Annotated in this window: 21 protein-coding genes and 1 tRNA gene; 7 read left to right on the forward strand and 15 right to left on the reverse strand. The window is 71.6% G+C overall.

Annotated elements, in window-relative coordinates; translation table 11 throughout:
- From MXD57_RS25245 to MXD57_RS25255, 3 genes are all read right to left on the reverse strand, one after another.
- Window positions 1–1,054, reverse strand: a 1,054-nt coding sequence (locus MXD57_RS25245) for an acyl-CoA carboxylase subunit beta (RefSeq protein WP_250404325.1), incomplete at its 3' end; no start/stop codon positions are given.
- Between the two features lie 105 nt (window positions 1,055–1,159).
- Window positions 1,160–1,963, reverse strand: a complete 804-nt coding sequence (locus tag MXD57_RS25250; RefSeq protein ID WP_250404326.1) for an AfsR/SARP family transcriptional regulator — start codon at window positions 1,961–1,963, stop codon at window positions 1,160–1,162.
- 275 nt (window positions 1,964–2,238) lie between these two features.
- Window positions 2,239–2,335: transfer RNA gene (locus tag MXD57_RS25255), tRNA-OTHER, on the reverse strand.
- Window positions 2,336–2,509: 174 nt separating this feature from the next.
- Here MXD57_RS25255 and MXD57_RS25260 point away from each other — a divergent pair.
- The 6 genes from MXD57_RS25260 to fabI all read left to right on the forward strand — a co-directional run bounded on the left by MXD57_RS25260 (window position 2,510) and on the right by fabI (window position 7,825).
- Window positions 2,510–3,517: a DUF2156 domain-containing protein gene (locus MXD57_RS25260; protein WP_250404327.1), complete on the forward strand. Its 1,008-nt coding sequence runs from the start codon at window positions 2,510–2,512 to the stop codon at window positions 3,515–3,517.
- Between the two features lie 32 nt (window positions 3,518–3,549).
- Window positions 3,550–3,699, forward strand: a complete 150-nt coding sequence (locus MXD57_RS25265) for a hypothetical protein (RefSeq protein ID WP_250404328.1) — start codon at window positions 3,550–3,552, stop codon at window positions 3,697–3,699.
- Window positions 3,700–4,021: 322 nt separating this feature from the next.
- Window positions 4,022–5,134, forward strand: coding sequence for a fatty acid desaturase family protein (locus tag MXD57_RS25270; protein ID WP_250404329.1), 1,113 nt, complete (start codon window positions 4,022–4,024; stop codon window positions 5,132–5,134).
- 198 nt (window positions 5,135–5,332) lie between these two features.
- Complete coding sequence (locus tag MXD57_RS25275) at window positions 5,333–6,703, forward strand: MFS transporter (RefSeq protein WP_250404330.1); 1,371 nt, start codon at window positions 5,333–5,335, stop codon at window positions 6,701–6,703.
- 28 nt (window positions 6,704–6,731) lie between these two features.
- Window positions 6,732–7,061, forward strand: coding sequence for a ferredoxin (gene fdxA / locus MXD57_RS25280; protein WP_250404331.1), 330 nt, complete (start codon window positions 6,732–6,734; stop codon window positions 7,059–7,061).
- On the forward strand, window positions 7,058–7,825 hold the full coding sequence (fabI, locus tag MXD57_RS25285) for an enoyl-ACP reductase FabI (protein WP_250404332.1): 768 nt from the start codon (window positions 7,058–7,060) through the stop codon (window positions 7,823–7,825). The genes fdxA and fabI overlap by 4 nt, the downstream gene beginning before the upstream one ends.
- Before the next feature lie 86 nt (window positions 7,826–7,911).
- Here fabI and serS read toward each other — a convergent pair whose 3' ends face one another.
- From serS to MXD57_RS25345, 12 genes are all read right to left on the reverse strand, one after another.
- On the reverse strand, window positions 7,912–9,189 hold the full coding sequence (gene serS, locus MXD57_RS25290) for a serine--tRNA ligase (RefSeq protein ID WP_250404333.1): 1,278 nt from the start codon (window positions 9,187–9,189) through the stop codon (window positions 7,912–7,914).
- Window positions 9,173–10,651, reverse strand: a complete 1,479-nt coding sequence (locus tag MXD57_RS25295) for an APC family permease (protein ID WP_250404334.1) — start codon at window positions 10,649–10,651, stop codon at window positions 9,173–9,175. Before MXD57_RS25295 ends, serS begins: the two co-directional genes overlap by 17 nt.
- A gap of 102 nt (window positions 10,652–10,753) precedes the next feature.
- Window positions 10,754–11,974: a beta-ketoacyl-[acyl-carrier-protein] synthase family protein gene (locus tag MXD57_RS25300; RefSeq protein WP_250404335.1), complete on the reverse strand. Its 1,221-nt coding sequence runs from the start codon at window positions 11,972–11,974 to the stop codon at window positions 10,754–10,756.
- The gene (locus MXD57_RS25305; RefSeq protein WP_046422004.1) at window positions 11,974–12,204 is read right to left on the reverse strand and encodes a phosphopantetheine-binding protein; all 231 of its coding nucleotides are present in this window, start codon (window positions 12,202–12,204) and stop codon (window positions 11,974–11,976) included. Before MXD57_RS25305 ends, MXD57_RS25300 begins: the two co-directional genes overlap by 1 nt.
- A 69-nt stretch (window positions 12,205–12,273) precedes the next feature.
- A complete protein-coding gene (locus tag MXD57_RS25310) occupies window positions 12,274–13,281 on the reverse strand; it encodes a beta-ketoacyl-ACP synthase III (RefSeq protein ID WP_250404336.1) in 1,008 nt (335 codons plus the stop codon).
- Window positions 13,278–14,270: a VlmB-like protein gene (locus MXD57_RS25315; RefSeq protein ID WP_250404337.1), complete on the reverse strand. Its 993-nt coding sequence runs from the start codon at window positions 14,268–14,270 to the stop codon at window positions 13,278–13,280. The genes MXD57_RS25310 and MXD57_RS25315 overlap by 4 nt, the downstream gene beginning before the upstream one ends.
- Window positions 14,267–14,818 carry a flavin reductase family protein gene (locus tag MXD57_RS25320; protein ID WP_250404338.1) on the reverse strand — a complete coding sequence of 184 codons (552 nt, stop codon included), beginning with the start codon at window positions 14,816–14,818 and terminating at the stop codon, window positions 14,267–14,269. The genes MXD57_RS25315 and MXD57_RS25320 overlap by 4 nt, the downstream gene beginning before the upstream one ends.
- Window positions 14,818–15,348 carry a hypothetical protein gene (locus tag MXD57_RS25325; protein WP_250404339.1) on the reverse strand — a complete coding sequence of 177 codons (531 nt, stop codon included), beginning with the start codon at window positions 15,346–15,348 and terminating at the stop codon, window positions 14,818–14,820. Before MXD57_RS25325 ends, MXD57_RS25320 begins: the two co-directional genes overlap by 1 nt.
- A 21-nt stretch (window positions 15,349–15,369) precedes the next feature.
- Window positions 15,370–15,852, reverse strand: coding sequence for a type II toxin-antitoxin system RatA family toxin (locus MXD57_RS25330; RefSeq protein WP_250404340.1), 483 nt, complete (start codon window positions 15,850–15,852; stop codon window positions 15,370–15,372).
- A gap of 2 nt (window positions 15,853–15,854) precedes the next feature.
- On the reverse strand, window positions 15,855–17,159 hold the full coding sequence (locus MXD57_RS25335; protein ID WP_250404341.1) for an aspartate aminotransferase family protein: 1,305 nt from the start codon (window positions 17,157–17,159) through the stop codon (window positions 15,855–15,857).
- Between the two features lie 213 nt (window positions 17,160–17,372).
- Complete coding sequence (locus MXD57_RS25340; protein WP_250404342.1) at window positions 17,373–18,515, reverse strand: acyl-CoA dehydrogenase family protein; 1,143 nt, start codon at window positions 18,513–18,515, stop codon at window positions 17,373–17,375.
- A 35-nt stretch (window positions 18,516–18,550) separates the two neighbouring features.
- Window positions 18,551–20,188 (reverse strand): aldehyde dehydrogenase family protein, encoded by a 1,638-nt coding sequence (locus tag MXD57_RS25345; RefSeq protein WP_250404343.1) that lies wholly within the window; start codon window positions 20,186–20,188, stop codon window positions 18,551–18,553.
- Between the two features lie 160 nt (window positions 20,189–20,348).
- On the opposite strand from MXD57_RS25345, the gene MXD57_RS25350 reads away from it, so the two are divergent.
- Complete coding sequence (locus MXD57_RS25350) at window positions 20,349–20,648, forward strand: acyl carrier protein (protein ID WP_250404344.1); 300 nt, start codon at window positions 20,349–20,351, stop codon at window positions 20,646–20,648.
- Window positions 20,649–20,653: the final 5 nt, after the last annotated feature.

Below are 20,653 nucleotides of genomic sequence, written 5' to 3' on the forward strand. Positions count from 1 at the left end.
TGAAGGCGTCGCACATCTGCACGAAGCGGGCGGCCTTCTCGGACGCCTCGATGTCCAGCACGCCCGCCAGCACCTGCGGCTGGTTGGCGACGATGCCGACGACCTGGCCGTCCAGCCGGGCCAGCGCGCAGATGATGTTGCGCGCCCAGCGCTCGTGGACCTCGAGGTACTCGCCGTCGTCGACGATCTCCTCGATGACCCTGGCCATGTCGTACGGGCGGTTGCCGTCGGCCGGGACCAGGTCGAGCAGGACGTCGGAACGGCGGTCCACCGGGTCCGAGGAGTCCGTCCCGGGCGGGTTCTCGCGGTTGTTCTGCGGCAGCAGCGAGAGCAGGTAGCGCACCTCGCCGATGCAGGTCTCCTCGTCGTCGTAGGCGAAGTGGCAGACGCCGGAGGTCTCGGCGTGGACGTCGGCGCCGCCGAGCCCGTTCTGGGTGATCTCCTCGCCGGTGACCGCCTTGACGACGTCCGGGCCGGTGATGAACATCTGCGAGGTCTCGCGGACCATGAAGACGAAGTCCGTCAGCGCCGGGCTGTAGGCGGCGCCGCCCGCGCACGGGCCGAGCATCACCGAGATCTGCGGGATGACACCGCTGGCCTTCGTGTTGCGCTGGAAGATGCCGCCGTAGCCGGCGAGTGCGGAGACGCCCTCCTGGATGCGGGCGCCCGCGCCGTCGTTGAGGGAGACCAGGGGCGCGCCGGCCGCGATGGCCATGTCCATGATCTTGTGGATCTTGGTGGCGTGGGCCTCGCCCAGGGCGCCGCCGAAGATCCGGAAGTCGTGGGCGTAGACGAAGACCGTACGGCCCTCCACCGTGCCCCAGCCGGTGACGACACCGTCGGTGTACGGCTTCTTCGCCTCCAGGCCGAAACCGCTCGCCCGGTGCCGGCGCAGCGGTTCGACCTCGTGGAAGGAACCGTCGTCGAGCAGCAGGCCGATGCGTTCGCGCACGGTGAGCTTGCCCTTGGCCTTCTGGGCGGCGGTCGCCTTCTCGCTGGGGCCGGCGAGTACGCGCTCGCGTATGCCGGCCAGTTCCTCGACCTGGGACCTCATGTTTCCCCCTCCATGCCGGGCGGACCCCGTGGGGCGTGGTGGTTCCGTGCTTCCGCTCGTCCGTCGAGCGTGGCAACGCGGACTGACCGGGGACTGACGGACCGCTTACGCGGCGCGGGCGCTCGCGACGGGCTGGAGGCGGGCTTCGCCGGTCAGCGCGGGGTCGTGGGAGAGGATGGCGTGCTCGACGCGGCGCAGGGCGGGGGAGGGCTGGATGCCGAGTTCGTCGTCGAGGTGGCGGCGCATCCGGTGGAAGACGTCGAGCGCGTCGGCCTGCCGTCCGGAGCCGTACAGGGCGATCATGAGCTGCTCGCAGAACCGTTCCCGCAGCGGGTGGTTGGTGTGCGCCTCGGCCAGCTCGGCGAGCACCGCGGCATGGCGGCCGAGCCGCAGTTCGGCGTCGAAGCGCAGTTCCATGGCGCGCATCCGGTACTCCTCGTAGCGGGCGCCCGCGAGCTGGCACAGGGTTCCGCCGGTGAACCCGCCGAAGACCGGGCCGCGCCACATCCCGAGCGCGTCGGCGAGCAGCCGCGCGGTGCGCGCCGCGTCGGTGGCGGTGGCCGACTCGGCCAGCCGTACGGCCCGGATGAACTCGGCCGCGTCCAACTCGCCCTCGCCGACGCACAGCCGGTAGCCGGAGGGGTGCATCGTCAGCCGGGACGCCGGCCGGTCCGGCTCCAGGTCGCGGAGCCTGCGGCGAAGCCGGCTGACATGGGCCTGGAGGGCGTTGGCCTGGTGATCGGGGACGGCGTCCCCCCACATCTCCTCGGCCAGCCCCTCCCCGGACACCGGCTGGCCCTCGCTGACCAGCAGCGTCTGCACCAGTGTGCGCTGCAGGTCACCCGAGATGTCCGCCGGGCCGGCGTCGGTGAGTATCTGCAGTGCGCCGAGAATGGAGAACCTCAGCATGTATTCCCCCCTTTGGTGAAAATTCCTGGCGAAGGTTGTTTCTTTCTGGGGTGGTGCTGCGGTGAAAAGAACGGGTGACGCAATGCGCCGCGCCCCGGCGGGCGTCCGCTTCCGGGACGTCCCGCCGGGGCGGTTGTTCCGCCGGGACGGGGGGACGACCGGCGGCTCAGGGGCGTCCGGTGCCGTGCCGTCATCGGCGCGGCACCGGAGGGGGGTACAGGCGGTTCGCGTGCCGGATCAGCAATTCTTTTTCCCCCGTGCGGAATTCCGGACCCTGGCGGAGAGGGCAGGATTCGAACCTGCGCGGACCGTCGCCGGCCCGACCTCGAGGCGTGCTCCAGGTCCCCGATCAGCCACTCCGGGCACCTCTCCGTGTTTCCGGCCCGGTTTCCCGTGCCGTTCACGGGAACAACATTGACACCTCGCGCTGACGGAAAGCTGACACGCTTCTGACGCAGGCAATGAATTCCTTTCGGCTCTTTTCCAGGACCTCCTTCCGGTGTTGTACTCCCTTCGATGGAAAACGCTCCCGAAAGGGGTACGGGAATGACCGCCACCACCACCGAAACCGTCACGGACAACCCGGTCCTGGACGCAGTACGCACCCACACCGCGAGCGAGAACGCGAGTGCGTTCCTCGCTCTCAACAGCGGAAACAGTATCTTCACCGTCCCGGGCGCGGACGGTGTGATCGTGTACCGCCGCACCGGCCGCTGGGCCGTCCAGCTCGGCGGCCCCTTCGCCGCCGAGAAGGACTACGGCACCCTGCTCGACGCCTTCCGCGGCCACGTCCGCGACGAGGGGCTGCGGCTCGTCGGCATCCAGCTCCAGCGCGCCGACGCCGAGCGGTACGCCCGGCTCGGCTTCACCGTCAACCAGGTGGGCGCCTCCTGGGCGGTGGGCCTCGGCGAGTTCACGCTGCGCGGCACCAAGTTCATGCAGCTCCGCAACAAGATCTCCCGCGCGCTCCGCAACGGCCTGCAGATCCGGGAGGTCGACGCGGGCGACGTGGGCGACGCCATCGCCACCATCGACCAGGCCTGGCTCGGCTCCAAGGGCGGGGCCCAGCAACTGGAGTTCCTCGTAGGCCAGATCGGCGGCGAGGTCCAGCGGCACCGCCGGCTGTTCGTCGGCACCATCGACGGCGCTCCGGTCGCGTACATCTCGTACTCGCCGGTCTACGGCAGCCGGGCCGGCTGGATGCACGACCTCAGCCGCCGTATCCCCGAGGGCTCCCCGGGCCTGATGGAGGCCATCAACGCGCACGCCATCGAGGTGTTCAGGGCCGAGGGCGTCGAGTGGCTGCACTTCGGGTTCACGCCGTTCACCGGCCTGGACGCGGACCACGAACTCGACGGCCACAGCCCGGCGTTCCAGTGGCTGATGCACGCCCTGTGGGCCGAGGGCGCCGCCCTGTACCCGGCGCAGACCCAGCTCTCGTACAAGCAGAAGTGGGCCCCCGACGTGCTGATCCCGGAGTACGTCGCCTTCGACGGCCCGCAGGCCTCGCTGCCCGGCTTCGCGCACGTCTTCCGCGCCTGCAACGCCTTCTGACCCGCCACCGCGAACGACGAGAGGACACCGAGATGAGCCAGTCCACCGAGGAACTCCAGCACGCAACGGTCGAGCAGCTGATGGCCGTCATCGGCGCGCCCGACGACGAGTCGGTCGCCGACGCCGCCGACGCGGCCGTCCGCGCCCTCGACGAGCGGCTGCGCGCCGAGGCGGCCGCCTGAGCCGCTGCCGGGCGCGCCGGCGGGAGCCGGCGCACACCCGGTCAGACCGGTATCAGTGCCACATCAGCGTTCCACGGAACGCTGGACACACGTTCGCCCGGCGGTCCGGACCGGGAGTACCGCACTGTGCTCCCGTCGCCGGGCCCGCCGGGCGAAGCGGGGCCCTGCCGTCGCCCTCCGGGCGCACGCCGGGAGTTCGGCGACAGGGCCCATCCCGCGACGGTGACCCACGCGGGAGCCTTGTCGACTCGCGGCGCCCGCAGGTCCGCGGGGCAGCGGCGCCGCCGCCCGATCCGGGCACTTCTCCCAAGGAGAGCAACGCATGCAGCGTCCGCACATACAAGAAGCCGCGGCCCTGGCCGCCGGTGGAGGCGCCGGCGCCGGGCAGCGCACCGGTGCCTCGGCGACCTTCGCCGAGCTGCTCAAACGGGTCAAGGCCGAGGGCCTGCTGGACCTCGACCCCCGGTACTACGTGGGCAAGCTGGCCCTCAACACCACCCTGCTGCTGATCGGGTTCGCCGTCTTCTTCGAGCTGGGCGACTCCTGGTGGCAGCTCCTCACGGCCGTGTGGATGGGCCTGTGCGGCGGCCAGTCGGCGTTCATGTGGCACGACGCCGGACACAAGGCGATGTTCCGCAGCAAGAAGGCCGCCTCCGCGGTCGGATACGTCCACGCCAACCTGGTCAACGGGGTCAGCTACGGCTGGTGGGTCAACCACCACAACCGGCACCACAGCAACCCCAACCACCTGGACATGGACCCGGACATCGGCCGGCGCACCGCCATCTTCGACATCAAGCAGTACCCCACCCGCAAGGGCACCCAGAAGTTCGTCGTGCGCTACCAGAGCGTGCTGTTCTTCGTGCTGCTCGTGCTCGAGGGCTTCAAGATGCTGCGCACGGCCGTCCTGTCCATCGTCCAGGGCAAGACGAAGCGGCCGGTGCTGGAGACCTTTCTGATCGTGCTGCGCACCGCCGTCTACCTCGGCCTGGTGTTCACCGTCCTGTCCCCGGTGCTCGCGGTCGCCTTCGTCGTGGTCCAGCACGCCGCGCTCGGCGTCTACTTCGGAATGATCTTCGCCCCGAACCACAAGGGCATGCAGGTGCGCGACGGCGAGGCGGAGACCCTGGACTGGCTGGAGCGCCAGGTCCTCACCTCCCGCAACATCCGGCCCAGCCGGCTGGTCGACTTCCTCTACGGCGGCCTCAACTACCAGGTCGAGCACCACCTGTTCCCGGCGATGCCGCAGAAGAACCTGGGCCGCGCGCGGGAGCTGACCATGGAGTACTGCGCCGAGCGCGGAGTGCCGTACCACGAGGTCGGGTTCTGGGCCTCGTACCGCGAGGTGGCCTCCTTCCTGCACGAGGTCAGCGCGCCGGTGCGGCGCGGTGACGTCGAGGAGCAGATCCGGCGCCGGGCCGTGGAAGCGGCCTGAGTCCGGCCGGCGATCCCCACCGGCCCACCTTCCCCCCCACACTCCCCACACCCCCCACACCCCCCACACCCTCCCGCACCACCCGTTCCCCCACGCCCCGGCCCCCGGGCCGTACGCCCGGGCCCGTCGGCGGCCCGGGCGGTTCCCTTCCCGGGTGCGCACCACCGGTCCCCAGGAGCCTCCTAAGGAGCCAGCCCCATGTCCCAGACCACCGCGGCGGCGGGTGATGTCACCGCTCCCGCCCCGATCGGTGTCCGCCTGGACCGCATGCCGATCACTCCCCTGCACCGCAGACTCACCGCGGTCATCGGCGTCGGCCTGTTCTTCGACACCTTCGAGAACAACCTCTCGGGCACCATCGCCAAGGTGCTGCAGAGCGACTTCGCCTTCGGCGCGACCTCGCTCAAACTCGTCCTGGCCTCCGTGTTCGTCGGCCAGTTCATCGGATCCCTGACCCTCGGCCGGATCGCGGACCGGTTCGGCCGGCGCCGGGCCTTCCTGATCAACCTCGCCATCTACTCGGCCTTCTCACTGCTCGGCGCGTTCTCTCCGAACGCCACCTGGCTGATCGTCACCCGCTTCCTGGCCGGCGTCGGCATCGGCGCCGAGCAGGCCCTGTCCGACTGCTACCTGGCCGACGTGCTGCCCGCGAGGAAGCGCGGCCGGTTCATCGCCTGGGCCTACACCCTCGCCTTCTGCGGAGTGCCCGCGGTGGGCTTCGCCGCGCTGTGGCTGGTACCGCTCACCCCGCTGGGGGTGGCGGGCTGGCGCTGGCTGTTCGTGCTCGGCGCGCTCGGCTCCGCCGTCGTGTGGTGCCTGCGCCGGCAGCTCATCGAGTCCCCGCGGTGGCTGGCCTCGGCCGGCCGGAACGCGGAGGCGGAGCGGCTGGTCGCCCGGATGGAGGCGGAGGCCGCCGGCCGCGGACCGGTCCTGGAGCAGCCCGCGCCCGCCGAACCCGGCCCGGCCGCCCGGAACTCCCGGCTGCGGGACGTCCTGCGCCCCGGCATGCGCCGCCGGACCCTGGTGCTGTGGCTGTTCTGCGTGCTGTCGGTCGTCGGCTACTACGGCTTCGGCACGCTCGCCCCGCAGATCGTCGCCGCCAAGGGCTACGGCATCGTCGCGGGGCTCGGCTTCACCGCGCTGTCCTTCCTCGGCTACCCGGTGGGCTCCGCGCTCGCCCTGCCCGTAGTGGACCGCCTGGAGCGCCGCACCCTGGTCGCCCTCTCGGCGGGCGCGATGGTGGTGGCCGGACTCGGCTTCGCCTACGCCGGCTCGGCCGCGCTGATCGTGGCCTGCGGCTTCGCCTACACCCTGTTCAGCAACGTCTTCTCCAGCGTCAGCCACGTGTACCTGTCCGAGCAGTACCCCACCGCGATCCGCGCCACCGCCTCCGGCGCCGCCTACTCGCTGTCCAAACTCAGCGCAGCGGCCATCCCGTTCGTGCTGCTTCCGGTGCTGGAGGGGCACGGCGCGGGTGCCCTGTTCAGTGTCATCGCCGCCGCCATGGCCGTCCTCGCCGTCACCGTGCTGACCCTGGGCGAGCGCACCACCGGCGTACCGGTCAAGTGAACGTGACCCCCCAACCGAGGAGTTGAGCATGGCCTACGTCATCGGACTGCCCTGCGTCGACGTCAAGGACCGCTCCTGCGTCGACGAGTGTCCCGTGGACTGCATCTACGAGGGCCGCCGCGCCCTGTACATCCATCCGGAGGAATGCGTGGACTGCGGCGCCTGCGAACCGGTCTGCCCGGTCGACGCCATCTACTTCCACGACGACATGCCCGAGGAGTGGGGCGACGACCACGCGGCGTCCAACGCCGCCTTCTTCGCCGGCCTCGACTCGCCCGGCGGCGCCGCCGCGGCCGGCCCGCAGGACCACGACTCCCCGCTGGTCGGCGCACTGCCGAAGGGGGTGTCGGTGGCATGAGCGGCATCCTCGCGGGCAAGCGGATCCTGGTCACCGGTGTCGTCACGGACGCCTCCATCGCCTTCCACGTGGCCCGGATCGCCCAGGAGGAGGGCGCCGAGGTCCTGCTCACCGGATTCGGCCGCCTCTCCCTGATCGAGCGGTTCGCGGGCAAGCTGCCCCAGCCCGCCCCCGTCATCGAACTGGACGTCACCGACCAGAGCCACCTGGACGGCCTCGCCGAACGGATCGGCGAGCACACCGACTCCCTCGACGGCGTCGTGCACTCCATCGCCTACGGCCCCCAGGGCGCCTTCTCCTTCCTCGACGGCACCTGGGACGACGTGTCGACGGCCGTGCAGGTCTCGGCGTACTCCCTGAAGTCGCTCACCACGGCCTGCCTGCCGCTGCTGGAGCGGCGCGGCGGCTCGGTCGTCGGCCTCACCTTCGACGCCGCCGTCGCCTGGCCGCACTACGACTGGATGGGGGTCGCCAAGGCCGCCCTGGAGTCCACCAGCCGCTACCTCGCCCGGGACCTCGGTGACCGCGGCATCCGCTGCAACCTCGTCGCCGCCGGACCGCTGCGCTCCATGGCCGCCAAGTCCATCCCGGGCTTCGCGGAGCTGGCCGACGTGTGGACCACCCGGCGCGCCCCGGCGGGCTGGGACCTCACCGACCCGGAGCCGGCCGCACGCGGTGTGGTCGCGCTGCTGTCGGACTTCTTCCCGCGGACCACGGGCGAGATCGTGCACGTGGACGGCGGGGTGCACATGACGGGCGCCTGAACCGCCGAAAGGGGCGGGAGCCGAGGACCGGTCCTCGGCTCCCGCCCCTTTCGCGTGCGGTCGGGCTCCGTCCGGCGCACCGGGCCCTACTCGGTGGCCCCGCCCGGCAGGATCCGCCGGAAGCCGGTGTACGGCACCAGCGCCTCGGGCAGGACCACGGAGCCGTCGTCCTGGACGCCCTGCTCCAGCAGCGCGGCCACCGTCCGGCCGATCGGCAGCGCCGAGCCGTTCAGCGTGGCCGCGGGCGTCTTGCGGCCGTCGGCCCGCTTCACCCGGATGTCGGCGCGGCGGGCCTGGAAGGTGCCGCAGTCGGACACCGAGGAGATCTCCCGGAACGCGCCGCCACCGGGCAGCCACACCTCGATGTCGTACGTCATCCGGGCCGAGAAGCCCATGTCGCCCGCGGGCAGCAGGACGGTGCGGAACGACAGTTCCAGCCGGCGCAGGCACTCCTCCGCGTGTCCCACCATCAGCTCGAGCTGTTCCTGTGCCTGTTCCGGGGCGCAGACGCGCACCAGCTCCACCTTCTCGAACTGGTGCAGCCGCAGCACGCCCCGGGTGTCCCGGCCGTAGGCGCCGGCCTCCGCGCGGAAGCAGGGGGTGCGGGCGGTGAAGGCGTACGGCAGTGTGCGCGCGTCCAGGAGCTGCCCGGCCACCAGGTTGGTCAGCGGCACCTCGGCGGTCGGGATCAGGAACAGCTCCCGGTCCGCGACCTTCGTGCGGAACAGGTCCTCCTCGAACTTGGGAAGCTGCCCGGTACCGGTCATGGTGTCCCGGTTGACCAGGAACGGCACCGACTGCTCGGTGTAGCCGTGCTCCCGGGTGTGCAGGTCGAGGAAGAAGCCCCCGAGGGCCCGTTCGAGGCGCGCCCCCGCGCCGTGCGCGACGCTGAACCGGGCGCCGGACAGCCGTGCCGCGGCGGGGGGGTCGAGGATGCCGAGGGCCTCGCCGATCTCGGCGTGGTGCCGGGCACCGGCCGCCGGGCGCGGGTCCGGGCCACCGCGCCGTACCTCCACCGCCTCCTTCTCGGAGTCACCGTCCGGTACGGCGTCCAGCGGCAGGTTGGGGATGCCGAGCAGCAGCTCGGTCAGCCCGGCCGCGGCGGTCCGGGCGGTGGCCTCGGCCCGCTGCACCTCGGCCCGCAGCGCGCGGGCGGCCTCCTTCTCCGCCTCCGTGGGCGGCCCCGAACGGCGGGCCTTGGCGGTGCGGTTCAGCTCGGTGCGCAGCCGGGTCACCTCGGACTGCGCGGCCGAACGGGCGCGCAGCGCGGTACCGAGGGCGTCCAGGTCGAGGTCGTGGCGGCGGCGGGCCAGGCGCCGGACGGCGTCCTCGCCTGCCGCGGTCAGCTCACTGGGATCGTGCATGACGGTCTCCTGACAGGGCGGGGGAGGGGGCCGGGACGGGTTCGGCGGTGTGCCGGACGCCGAGCATGCGGTAGCGCGCCGGGTGGGCCGAACGCAGCCTCGCCGCGTACAGCAGGCCGCCCGCGGCGACCAGCGGCAGCAGCCAGGGCAGCGCGGCGATCACCGCGGACGGGGAGCCGGTGAGCATGTCGAAGTTGCCGACCACCAGCCACACCGAGGCGGCGAGACCGGCGAAGCCCAGCAGCGGGGCGACGGTCTCCCGCCACCAGTGCCCGGTGCCGGTACGCGCCCGCAGCCCGAGCACGGACAGCGCGGCCAGCGCCTGCAGCGCGACGATGCCCAGCGTGCCGAGCCCGAGCATGCTGGTGGTCAGGTCGGCGTACGGGTCGAGGCCCGCGACGGCGAAGCCGGCCACGACCACCGCGGTGAGCGCGCTCTGCGCGACGCTGGCCCGGTGCGGGGAGCGGTGCCGGGTGTGCTCGGCGGCCAGCGCGCCCGGCAGCAGGCCGTCACCGGCGAGCACCTGGGCGTACCGCCCGGCGGCGCTGTGCAGGGCCAGCGTCGCCGCGAACAGGCTGGTGCACAGCAGGATCTGCAGTCCGGTGCTGCCCGCCTTGCCGAGGAAGTCGTCGCCGAGGACGAAGAACAGGTCGCCCATCTGCCTGCCGGCGACCTCGCGCACGTTGTCGCTGCCGACGGCGCCGACCGCCAGCCAGCTCGTGAGCGCGTAGAAGCCGGCGATCAGGGTGACGGCCACATAGGTGGCGCGCGGCACGCTGCGCCGCGGGTCCTTCGCCTCCTTGCCGTACAGCGCGGCCGACTCGAAGCCGATGAAGGAGACGAACGCGAACATCAGGGAGACGCCGACGCCGTGCCCGGCCGCGGTGTGCGGCGAGAAGGAGGCGGTGGGCAGGGCGTGCAGCCCGTGGCGGGCGAGGATCGCCACGTCCAGCGCGGCCAGCACCCCGATCTCGCCGAGCATCAGCAGGGCCAGCACCCGGGCGCTGAGCGCGATCTCCCGGTAGCCGAGCACCGCCATCAGGACGATCCCGACGGCCGCGCACCACTGCCACGACACCGTCAGCCCGTGGGCCGCCAGCACGAGCTGGGTGAAGTAGCCGAGGGCGCCCGCGAGGCCGATGGTGGCGCAGTTGTAGGAGAGCAGGGCGACATAGCCGGCGGCGACCGCGGGCGGCCGGCCGAGCCCGTCGGCGACGGAGGCGTAGAAGCCGCCGGAGCCGCCGGTGCGGCGGGCGCTGACCGCGTACCCCACGGAGAAGCACAGCAGGGTGACGCCGGCGAACAGGAAGGCGGCGGGCACGCCGGCCCCGTCGCCGAAGGCGAACGCGAGCGGAACGGTACCGACCATCGCGGACAGCGGCGCGGCGGCGGCGACGATCAGGAAGAGGATGTGCCCGGTACCGAGGCGGCCGGACGGGGGTGGGGAACCACTGGAGGACATGACGACTCCGAGACAGGGGAGAGGGACGGGGACAGCCGCCCGCCGGGACTTCTCGGCGGACGGCTGCTGCGACGTGACGGGCGGACCGGACCCGGCGGGTGTCTACGCGGGTGCGATCGCCAGGGCCGTGTTCTGTCCGCCGAACCCCAGCGAGTTGCTCAGCGCCAGGTCGATCGGCATCGATGTGACCGTCTGGGCCAGCTTGATCTCGATCCGCGGATCGGGCATGACCAGGTTGGCGACGGGCGGGATGACCTCGTTCTCGACGCTGAGCAAGGCGAACGCGGCCTCGACCGCGCCGGCGGCGCCCAGCAGGTGACCGGTGACTCCCTTCGTGGACGTGACCAGCGGGTCCCCGCGCAGGGACCGCTGGATCATGCGGGCCTCCGACAGGTCGTTCAACGGGGTCGACGTGCCGTGGGCGTTGACGTGCTGCACGTCGTCCGGATCGGCGCCCGCGTCGGCGAGGGCCGCGCGTACCGCCGCCTCGATGCCGGCGCCGTCCGGGTGGGGCGACGTCATGTGGTGGGCGTCGGCGGTGGCGCCGTAGCCGATGATCCGGCCGTGTACGTGGGCGCCCCGGGCCCGGGCGTCCGCGACCCGCTCCATCACGAGGATCCCGGCGCCCTCCCCGGCCACGAAGCCGTCCCGGTCGACGTCGAACGGGCGGGAGGCGGAAGCGGGATCGTCGTGCCGCTTCGACAGCGCGCCCATCTGGGCGAACCCGGCCATGACCAGTGGGGTGATCATGGCCTCGCTGCCGCCCGCGAGGACGATGTCGCAGCGGCCGAGGGCGAGCAGGTCCCGGGCGGTCCCGATGGCGGTCGCGCCCGAGGCGCAGGCGGTGGCCACCACCAGGTTGGGCCCGGTCGCCCCGAACTCGATGGCCGTCTGACCGGCCAGCATGTTCGGGAGCTGCATGGGCAGCAGCAGCGGCGACACGCGGTCGGCGCCCTGCTCGCGCAGCACATGGTGCTGCTCCTCGACGGTGCCCGGCCCGCCGTCGGCGCAGCCGAGCACGACACCCACCCGCGCGCCGTCCCAGGTCTGCGGGTCCAGGCCCGCGTCGGCCACCGCCTCGTGGGCGGCGACCAGCGCGAACTGCACGAACCTGTCGAGACGATGGGCGCGCCGCGCGCTGAGCAGCGTTTCGGGGTCGAAGCCGGGCACCCGGCAGGAGATCTGTACGGGGTTGTCCGCCAGTACCGGATCGAGGGCGGCGGCCGGCCTGCCGTCGCAGACCGCCGCCCAGCTCGGTCCGACCCCGACCCCACCCGGGGTGACCAGACCGAGTCCGGTGACGGCGATGTCCATGCCGGCCATCAGACCTTCGCGCTCCGCTCCTCCATGAGCCGGACCATGTCGGCCACGGTCTCGGCCTCCAGGAGGTCGTCGTCGCTGATGTCCAGGTCCAGCTCGGACTTCAGCAGCAGCGACAGCTCCACCACGGCGAGCGAGTCCAGTTCGATGTCCTCGCGGGTGGCCTCCGGAGTGATCGCCTCGGGCGACACCTTGAGCTTGTTGGACAGGATTTCCTTGAGCTGCTCCAGCATGTCCGTTCCTTTCGAAGGGCGTACGCACCCCGCGTACCGCTGAGTTCGGTATGGGTTACTGACGGTCGGTCAGAATGTCTGCAGCTCCGGCCAGACGACGGTGCCCGCGCCCCAGGCCAGCCCGCCGCCGAACGCGGTGAGCAGGACCCGGTGGCCCGCGGCGAGCCGGCCCTCGGCGGTGGCCTCGGCCAGCAGCAGCGGAATCGAGGCGGCACCGGTGTTGCCGACCCGTTCGATGTTGCTCAACTGCTTGTCCTCGGGCAGCCCGAGGCGTTTGGCCACCGCTTCCAGGATCCGGGCGTTGGCCTGGTGCGCGGCGAACCGGTCGACGTCCTCCAGACGCCAGCCGACGCGTTCGGCTGCCTCGGCGGAGACGGACGTCATCCGCTCCACCGCGTGCCGGTAGGTCTCCCGGCCGAGCATGTGGAAGTACCGGTCCGCCGGGTCGACCGGGCGGTCGGTGGAGCGCTGCCGGGAGCCGCCGGCCGGCACCTCGATCAGGTGGCTCAGCTCGCCGTCGCTGCCGAGCACCAGCGGGCCGACCGCTCCGGGCTCGTTCGCCGAGCCGGCCCGCAGCACCACCGCGCCCGCGCCGTCGGCGAAGATCACCGCGGTGGTGCGGTCCTCCGGGTTGATGATCGTGGTGAAGGCGTCCGCGGCGATCAGCAGCACACTGTCCGCCACCTCGGCCGCGATGAGCCCGGCGGCCGAGGCCAGCCCGTACAGGAAGCCCGAGCAGACGGCCGACACGTCGAAGGCGGGTACCTGCCCGAGCCCCAGCCGGGCCGCCACCTGCGGTGCGGTGGCCGGGCAGGGCTGGTCGGGGGTGGTGGTGGCCAGCACCACCGCCCCGACCCGCTCGTCGCCCGCCGACTTCAGCGCCCTCAGGCCCGCCTCCACCGCCAGGTCGCCGGTGGAGGTGCCCGGGGTGATGAAGCATCGTTCGGCGATCCCGGTGCGGGAGCGGATCCACGCGTCCGAGGTGTCGAGCCGCTGCGACAGGTCGTCGTTGGTCACCACGTTGGGCGGGACGTACGAGCCGATCCCCGTGATGACCGCGGCCCGCCCGGTGCTCATGCGCCGGCCTCCGATGCGGGTGCCGACGCCAGGACCTCCAGAGGCAGCCCCATGTACTTCATGCGGACCTCGGCCATCTCGTCGGTCCACCGCTCGGCCATGTCGTAGCGCTCCTCGGCGGTGGTGTCGAGCAGCCGCACGCCCGGCCAGACCTCGTAGTCGCCGATCTTGTCGGCGTGCTCGGACATGCCCTGCTGGAACAGCTCCTCGCGGTGGATGACGAACTCCCGGTCCGGGATCTCGTCCCACAGCTTCACGCCCGAGCGCAGGATCTCCAGCAGCCGCGGCCTGTACTCCGGGTGCGCGATCACGTGGTCGCGCAGGATGGTGCTGGCCACGGTGAGGTGGCGGATCTCGTCGATGGCGGTGCCCCGCGAGATCTCGCCGGTCGCCGGGGACAGCGGGGTCCACTTGCGTTCGCTCAGCTCGGCCGCCGGGGCGAGCACCCCCTCGATGATGATGGCGAACACCGCGACGCCGCCGGGGAAGTCGCCCTGGTCGCGCACGATGTCCAGGGTGAAGTCCACCACCGGGTCCAGGACCCGCCTGCGGTAGTCCCGGGCCATCTCCTCGATGTCCTTCAGCAGGGTGCCCGCCGGGATGCCCAGATCCACCAGGTGCTGCCGGAAGACCCGGGCGTGCCGGGCCTCGTCGATGAGCTGGGTGGCGTAGAACTCCATCTCGGGGATGCCCGGAGCGATCGACACGTAGTGGCCGAGCAGCCGGGTGGCCAGCTCCTCCGCCAGCGCACGGAAGCCGAACTCCAGCACCAGTGCCTCGCGCAGCGGGCCGGGCGCCTTCAGGAAGTCGGGCGTGATCGCGTTCTCGTGGTGGCCGGTCGCCCCGCGGTCGCGCAGGGTTCCCTGGGCCACCGAGGTGATCCAGTAGGCGAGGTCGCACTCCTCGGGGCCGAGGGTGAGTTCCTTCGCGCCGTCGAGCAGACCGGGCGCCTTGTCCCAGTCCGCCTCGGGGGCAACGGGTGCGGTCATGATGCGGCGGCCTCCTTCGCCGGACGCAGGGAACCGGCGAACAGCCCGCCGGCGTAACTGAACAGCGGCAGACCCGGGTCGGCCGTGGCGCGTACGACATGGCCGAGCAGCAGCTCGCTGTCGCCGGCCGCGTGGGCCGAGTGGAAGCGGCAGACGTAGTGCGCGAGCGCGCCCGCGATCAGCGGGGCGTGCGCGTACCGGTCCGCCGTCCAGGCGAGGCCCGCGAAGGCCGCGTCGCCGTCCGGACGGCCGCTGGCGGCGAACCGCCGGGCCACGTCGGCCTGGTCGCCGCCGAGCACGTTGATCGCGAACCGGCCCTCGGCGGCGGCCAGCCGGGCGAACGACGAGCCCGCCCGCAGCACCACGCCGACCAGCAGCGGCGAGCGTGACACGAGGGTGACCGTGCTGGCGGTCGTGCCGTGCATCCGGTCCTCGGGACCGGTGGTGAGCACCGACACCGGGGACGCCAGGTGGTACAGCGCCCGGCGGCGCTCGGCCGGGTCCTGGCGGACCGGCCGGGCGGCGCGTACATCGGTCGCGGTGGTCATCACACGGCCTCCGTCTCCCGGACGACCGGCCGCGCGGGCACGTGACCGACCGGCTCCGGGTCCATGGCGTGCCCGACCGGCTTGGGGTGGGGCAGGCCCAGGTCGTCCAGCAGCCGCAGGTAGCCCTGCTGGCGCACCGGCTCGAAGGGCAGTGCGAAGGACTTCATGAAGTTGCCGAACAGGCCCCGGTCGCCGAACAGGTGGAACGGCAGCACCAGCAGCGCCCACTCCGGCTTGACCAGCCAGCACCACAGCGCGGCCACCGCCCCCTGCGTGATGAGGCTGTGCATGACGTTGTAGAGGACGTAGTAGGCCTTGTGGATCGGCCGGCCGCCGCTCTTCTTGAACGCGATGGCGCCGGGGATGTAGCCGATCAGGTCGATGTAGAGGAACAGGCCGATCGCGGGCAGCCAGCGGATGTCGCCGAAGTGGTAGACGATCAGTCCGGTGGTGACGGCGAGGCCCACCAGGTACTCGGCGCGGTGCAGCGAGTACGTGCGCGGTGTCTCGAAGGGGTTCGCCTGGTCCATGGTCAGCTCCTCGCGCGGGTGCTAGGCGCCGACCGCGGCGGGTTGGGTGAGTTCGATGCCGCCCTGGATGCGCACACCCGGGAACAGGCCGGTCAGCGCCCAGGCGACGGTCTCCTTGATGACCCGCTCGGCGATCGGGTCGAGGATGCCCTCCAGGCTCGGGATGCCGAAGTCGAAGTCGGCGTCGAAGCGGACGGTGACGTCGTCCCCGGACTGCCGGACGGACCAGGCCCCGGAGAAGGAGTCGAAGTCGCCGTCGGACTGCTCGAAGCGGATCTCGCCGCTCTCCGGCAGCACCGTGTCGTCCTCGGTCCAGCGCAGCAGGCCGCTGCGGAAGTGCAGCTCCCAGCTCGACGAGGCCTTGGGGTCGGGGTAGGAGGCGTGCACGGTAGTCGCGTTGACGTGGGGCGCCAGGTCCGGGAATCGCTCCCAGCGCCGTACGGCGTGCAGGACCGTTTCGGCCTGCTCCGCGGGTATCAGGGCATCGAGTTCGACGTGCCGCACGATCAGTTACCGCCTTCCGGCATTTTGGCCGCGCCCTTGATCAGGTCGCGGGTGGCCAGGTCGAAGGAGTCGACGAGGAAGTCCACGTCGGTGTCGTCCAGCACGGCGGGCGGGGTGAACCGCACCACCGAGCTGCCGTTCATGGAGTGGTTGGCGACCACGCCGTGGTTGAACAGTTCGATCAGCAGCTCGCCGGCCAGTCCGGCCTCGACGAGCTCCACGCCGATGAGCAGGCCCCGGCCGCGCACCTCGACCACGAGTTCGGGGATGTTGCGCCGGGCGACCTCGGTGATCCGCGGCAGCAGCCGGGCACCGATGTCCATGGCGCGGGTGACCAGGCGCTCCTCCTTGACCGCCCGGATCGCGCCCTGCACCGCCGCCATCAGCACCGGCTGGCCGGAGAACGTGGCGGTGTGCACGTAGGGGTCCTTGTCGAAGGGGCGGAACGCCTTGCGGGTGGCGACGGCCGCCGACACCGGCATCACTCCGCCGCCGAGCGCCTTGCCGGTGAGCAGGACGTCCGGGACGACGCCCTCGATGTCGGCGCCCCACCACTCGCCGAGCCGCCCGAAGCCGGACTGGACCTCGTCGAGGATCAGGAAGCCCTCGTACTCCCGGACCAGTTCCTCGACCCGCTTGAGGTAGCCCTTCGGCGGGATGATGACACCGCCCTCGCCCTGCACCGGCTCGAGGATCACGCAGACCTCACCGGGGTGGGCCCTCAGCTCCTCCTCCAGGGCGTCGGCGTCGCCGAACGGCAGGTGCCGGAAGTCGGGGACGAGCGGACGGAACGGCGCCTGGTAGACGTCCTTGGCGGTCGCCGAGAGGGCGCCCAGGGTCTTGCCGTGGTAGCCGCCGCGCATCGAGACGGTCCGCTTGAACCCGTTCGCACGGGCCAGCTTCAGGCCCGTCTCCACCGCCTCGGCGCCGGACAGCGCGAAGTGCACGCGGTCCAGTCCGGGCGGCAGCACGGAGACCAGGGACTCGGCGGCGCGGGCCACCGTCGGCTCCAGCAGGATGCGGGTCGCGGTGGGGTGGGTGCGGAGCTGGCGCTCCACCTCCTCCATCACGATCGGGTGGCGGGCGCCCATGATGAACACGCCGTAGCCGCCGGCGTTCAGGAAGCGCTCACCGTCGCTGGTGGTGAGCCAGGCGCCCTCGGACGCCGTCTCCATGTGGCTGCCGAACAGTTCGGCGAGCGTGGCCCGGCCCTTGCTGAGGTGGGCCCGGTAGAGGTTGAGGATGTCCGCCTCGTGGTCGGCGGCGGAGACCGGCGCCGGTGCCGGCGATTCCTGGATGACGGTCACGTGTCGCTCACTCCAAGGGTGTGGGTGGGTCGGGAGGCCTTCGGCGGCGCCAGGGCCGTGACCGGGAAGGTCTGCCGGAAGGCTCGCGGCGTCCGGTGCGGTGCGCCGCAGGGCGGAGCCTCGCCCGGGTACTGGACGTACTCGGGCGGCGCGACAACGCGGCGAGGTGCCGTGCCGGGCGTCGCGGGCCGGTGAACCTTGGCGGTCACGGCGCTAGGCCAGTACCAGCGGACCCCCGTCGAAGTAGGTGAGCAGCGGCTCCGCGGCCGCGATGCGGGACGGCGGGTGGAAGGCCAGGGCGCGCGTCGCGGCGGCGACCTGCGCGCTGGCGGAGTTGACGATGAAGTCCAGGCCGCCGAGCAGCTCCAGCGCCCGCGCCACGATGTCCGGCAGCGCGTTCTGCACGGCGTACCGGGCGACCAGCACCCGGGCCACCGACTCCTCGTCGCCCGGCTCCTGGCCGGTGCCGCGGGCCACGCCCTCCAGCAGGGCGAGGGCGGCCTCCATGTCCACGGCGAGGGCGGCGCGATCCCCGGCGCTGCCCCGCCGCCGCTCCAGCACCTGCTCGACCAGTGCGGCGGCACCGCCCGCGTATCCGGCGGAGATCAGCATCTCGAACCAGACGAACCCGGCCGACTGCAGGTCGTCGAGGCGGGTGGGGTCGTCGGCACCGGCGCGGACGACCATGTCCGCGGGGATGAACACGTCCTCCAGGCGGACCTCGTCGCTCTCGGCGCCGGCCAGCAGGTCGTTGCCCCAGAACGGGTGCACGGACAGCCCCGGCGCGTCGGACGGGACGAGCGCGAGCGCCAGCTCCGGCTCGCCCCCGTCCTCGCCGTGGATGGCGATGGACGCGGTGAGCAGGCTCATCGAACGGGCCAGGCTGCACGGCTTCTTCGAGCCGGACAGCAGGAAGCCGCCCTCCACGGGCCGCGCGGTCACGGCCGGCTTCAGGATGTTCTGCGCGGTCCGGCCCTCGGCCCAGCCGGAGGCCATCACCTGCTGGTCCGGGACGATCCGGTGCAGCAGCGCGGTCTGCGCGTCGGTGAGCCGGCCGGACTTGACGGCCAGCGAGTACAGCATCGCGGCGGTGAAGTGATGCATGGAGACGGCCGCGACCAGCGACGGGGACACGGCGCCGAGGGCGAGCTGCACGCGCAGCGCCTCCAGCGGGGCGGCGCCGTGGCCGCCGTAGCTCTCGGGTATGAGCAGACCCACCCCGCCGTGGATGCGGAACAGGTCGATCACCGGGCTGCCGGGCTGCTCCCGCTCGGCGTACGGGATCTGCTCCAACTCCTTGAGCAGTCCGGGATGGAACCGCTCGCACACGGTCCGGGCAGCATCGAGGGAACGCACGGGAAACCTCCGGAAGACGTCGAGAACGAGGTCGGTCAGGCGCCGAAGACCGCGTCGTACGGGCTCACGTCGCGGGCGATGCTGACTCCCTGGATGTGGGAGGTCTTGAGCATCGGGTAGTTGGCCTCACCGAAGGCGCCGCCGGTGCGGCCGGTGCCGCCGTGGCTGGGCAGGTACGGCAGGAAGCCGATGTGGGAGTCGTTGACCTTCAGCAGACCGCCGTTGACCACGCGGCGCACGAAGGTCTCGATGATGTGGTCCGAACGCGACCACAGGGAGTTGCGCAGACCGTAGTCGTTGCTGTTGACGAACTGCAGGAAGGCCTCCAGCAGGGCGTCGTCGTTGTCCCGCTCGGGGACCACGATCGGGATCAGCGGGAAGAACGTCTCCTCGCGGACCACGTCGTACGTGCGGGCCCGGTCCAGGCCGTCCACCCGCACCACCGTCGGCTGCAGGAACACGCCCGTCTCCGACACCGTGCCGTCGACCTCGGTGCGGTTGCCGCCGGTCACCAGTTCGGCGCCGTTGTCCAGTGCCTGGCGCAGCAGCCGGAAGAAGCGCTCGCTGCGCCTGACCGGCGACAGCAGCACGTCCTCCTCCTCGGGCAGGCCCGGCCTGATGCCCTTGACCTGCTCCTTCACCTCCGCGATCAGCGACTCGGCGAGGTCCGGGTGGACCAGGACGTAGTTGGGCACCATGCAGATCTGACCGGATCCGTAGAACGACTCGGTGATGGCCTCGGCCGCCCACTTCACGTCGGCGTCCTTCCAGACCACGATGCCGTCGTTGCCGGCGAGTTCGAGGATCGGCTTCTTGCCGTGCGCCACGCAGCTCTGCTCGAAGCGCAGTCCCTCCTGGCTGCCGCCGATGTAGAAGATGTCGTCGATCAGCGGGTCGGCGATCCAGCGGTCCATCGTCTGCTTGGGGTTGGAGCACACCGCGTTCAGCACACCGGCCGGCGCGTCGATCTCCTCCAGCAGCGGGGCGACGATGTCCCGAAGCAACCACATGGTGGACAGCGCGATCGAGCGCGGCGCGCGCACCACCACGGCATTGCCCGCCATCAGCGCCAGCACGCACAGGGCGGCGCTCGGCAGCGGGGCGTTCTGGGGCGGGTTGAAGGCGACCACGCCGTCCGGCTGGCGGTGCAGGATCAGCTTGCGGCCGTTGTACTCCTTCTCCACCCGCATCTGCTTCAGATACCAGCGCAGGGAGCCCGGGGCATAGATCTGCAGCAGGCAGCTCAGCTCCCACCGGGCGAGCTTCACCGGGTGGGACTCCGCGACCAGCATGCGCAGGAACTCGTCCTGGTGCTTGATCAGCTCCTCGCGGAAGCGGGTGCCCAGCTGCATCCGCCGCTCCAGCGGAACGGCGGCCCAGTCGGGGGCGGCCGCGGCCGCTGCCTGGGTGGCCAGGTCGATGGCGGAGTCGTCCGCGATCGCGCAGCGCCCGACGACGTAGGGGTGCTTGGCCGCCTCGGACTCCGGGTCCTGTTCCAGGGAGCGCTTCAGGCTGACGCTCGTGAAAACGTCCTCCAGCAGCGAACGCCCGCTGACGGTGTAGACCCAGCCGTCGCCGGCCACGTCCTTGCCCGCGATGTAGAGGTCGTAACTCTTCAATGCGGAAGGTGCCTCAGCACTCTCCTCCTGCTCCTGCGCGGCTTCGCGAAGCATCTTCAGCCTTTCGGATATGGCGTGTGGATTTCTTGAAGCAATGCGAGCCTGGCAGCGGAATCTGACCCGGCGCTGACGCATGACTGACCGCGCCGATCCGGCCAACACGTCGGCCTGATGCCGTCAGTGGGGCGTCAGTCGGCGCTGGTTGCATGACCGCATGCCACCCGTCGACAGCACGATCCAGCGGTTGCGCGACCTGCCGCGCAGCGAACTCGCCGAAGAAATCGAGTCAATCGTCCTGGAGAAGTTCAGGGCGGTCCTGCTCATGGACGATTCCGAGGAACTTCCCCTCGACATCAGCTATTTCGATCTCGGCCTCACGTCGCTGCGGCTGACCGAGATACGGCAGAGCCTGGAGCAGCTCCTGGACCTGTCGATCAACGTCAACGTGCTCTTCAACGAGCCGACGGTCGCCCATCTCGTCGACCACCTGACCCAGGAAATCCAGGACGCTTGAGGAGT

The sequence above is a fragment of the Streptomyces cellostaticus genome (genome assembly GCF_023630175.1).
Lineage (GTDB): Bacteria > Actinomycetota > Actinomycetes > Streptomycetales > Streptomycetaceae > Streptomyces > Streptomyces cellostaticus_A.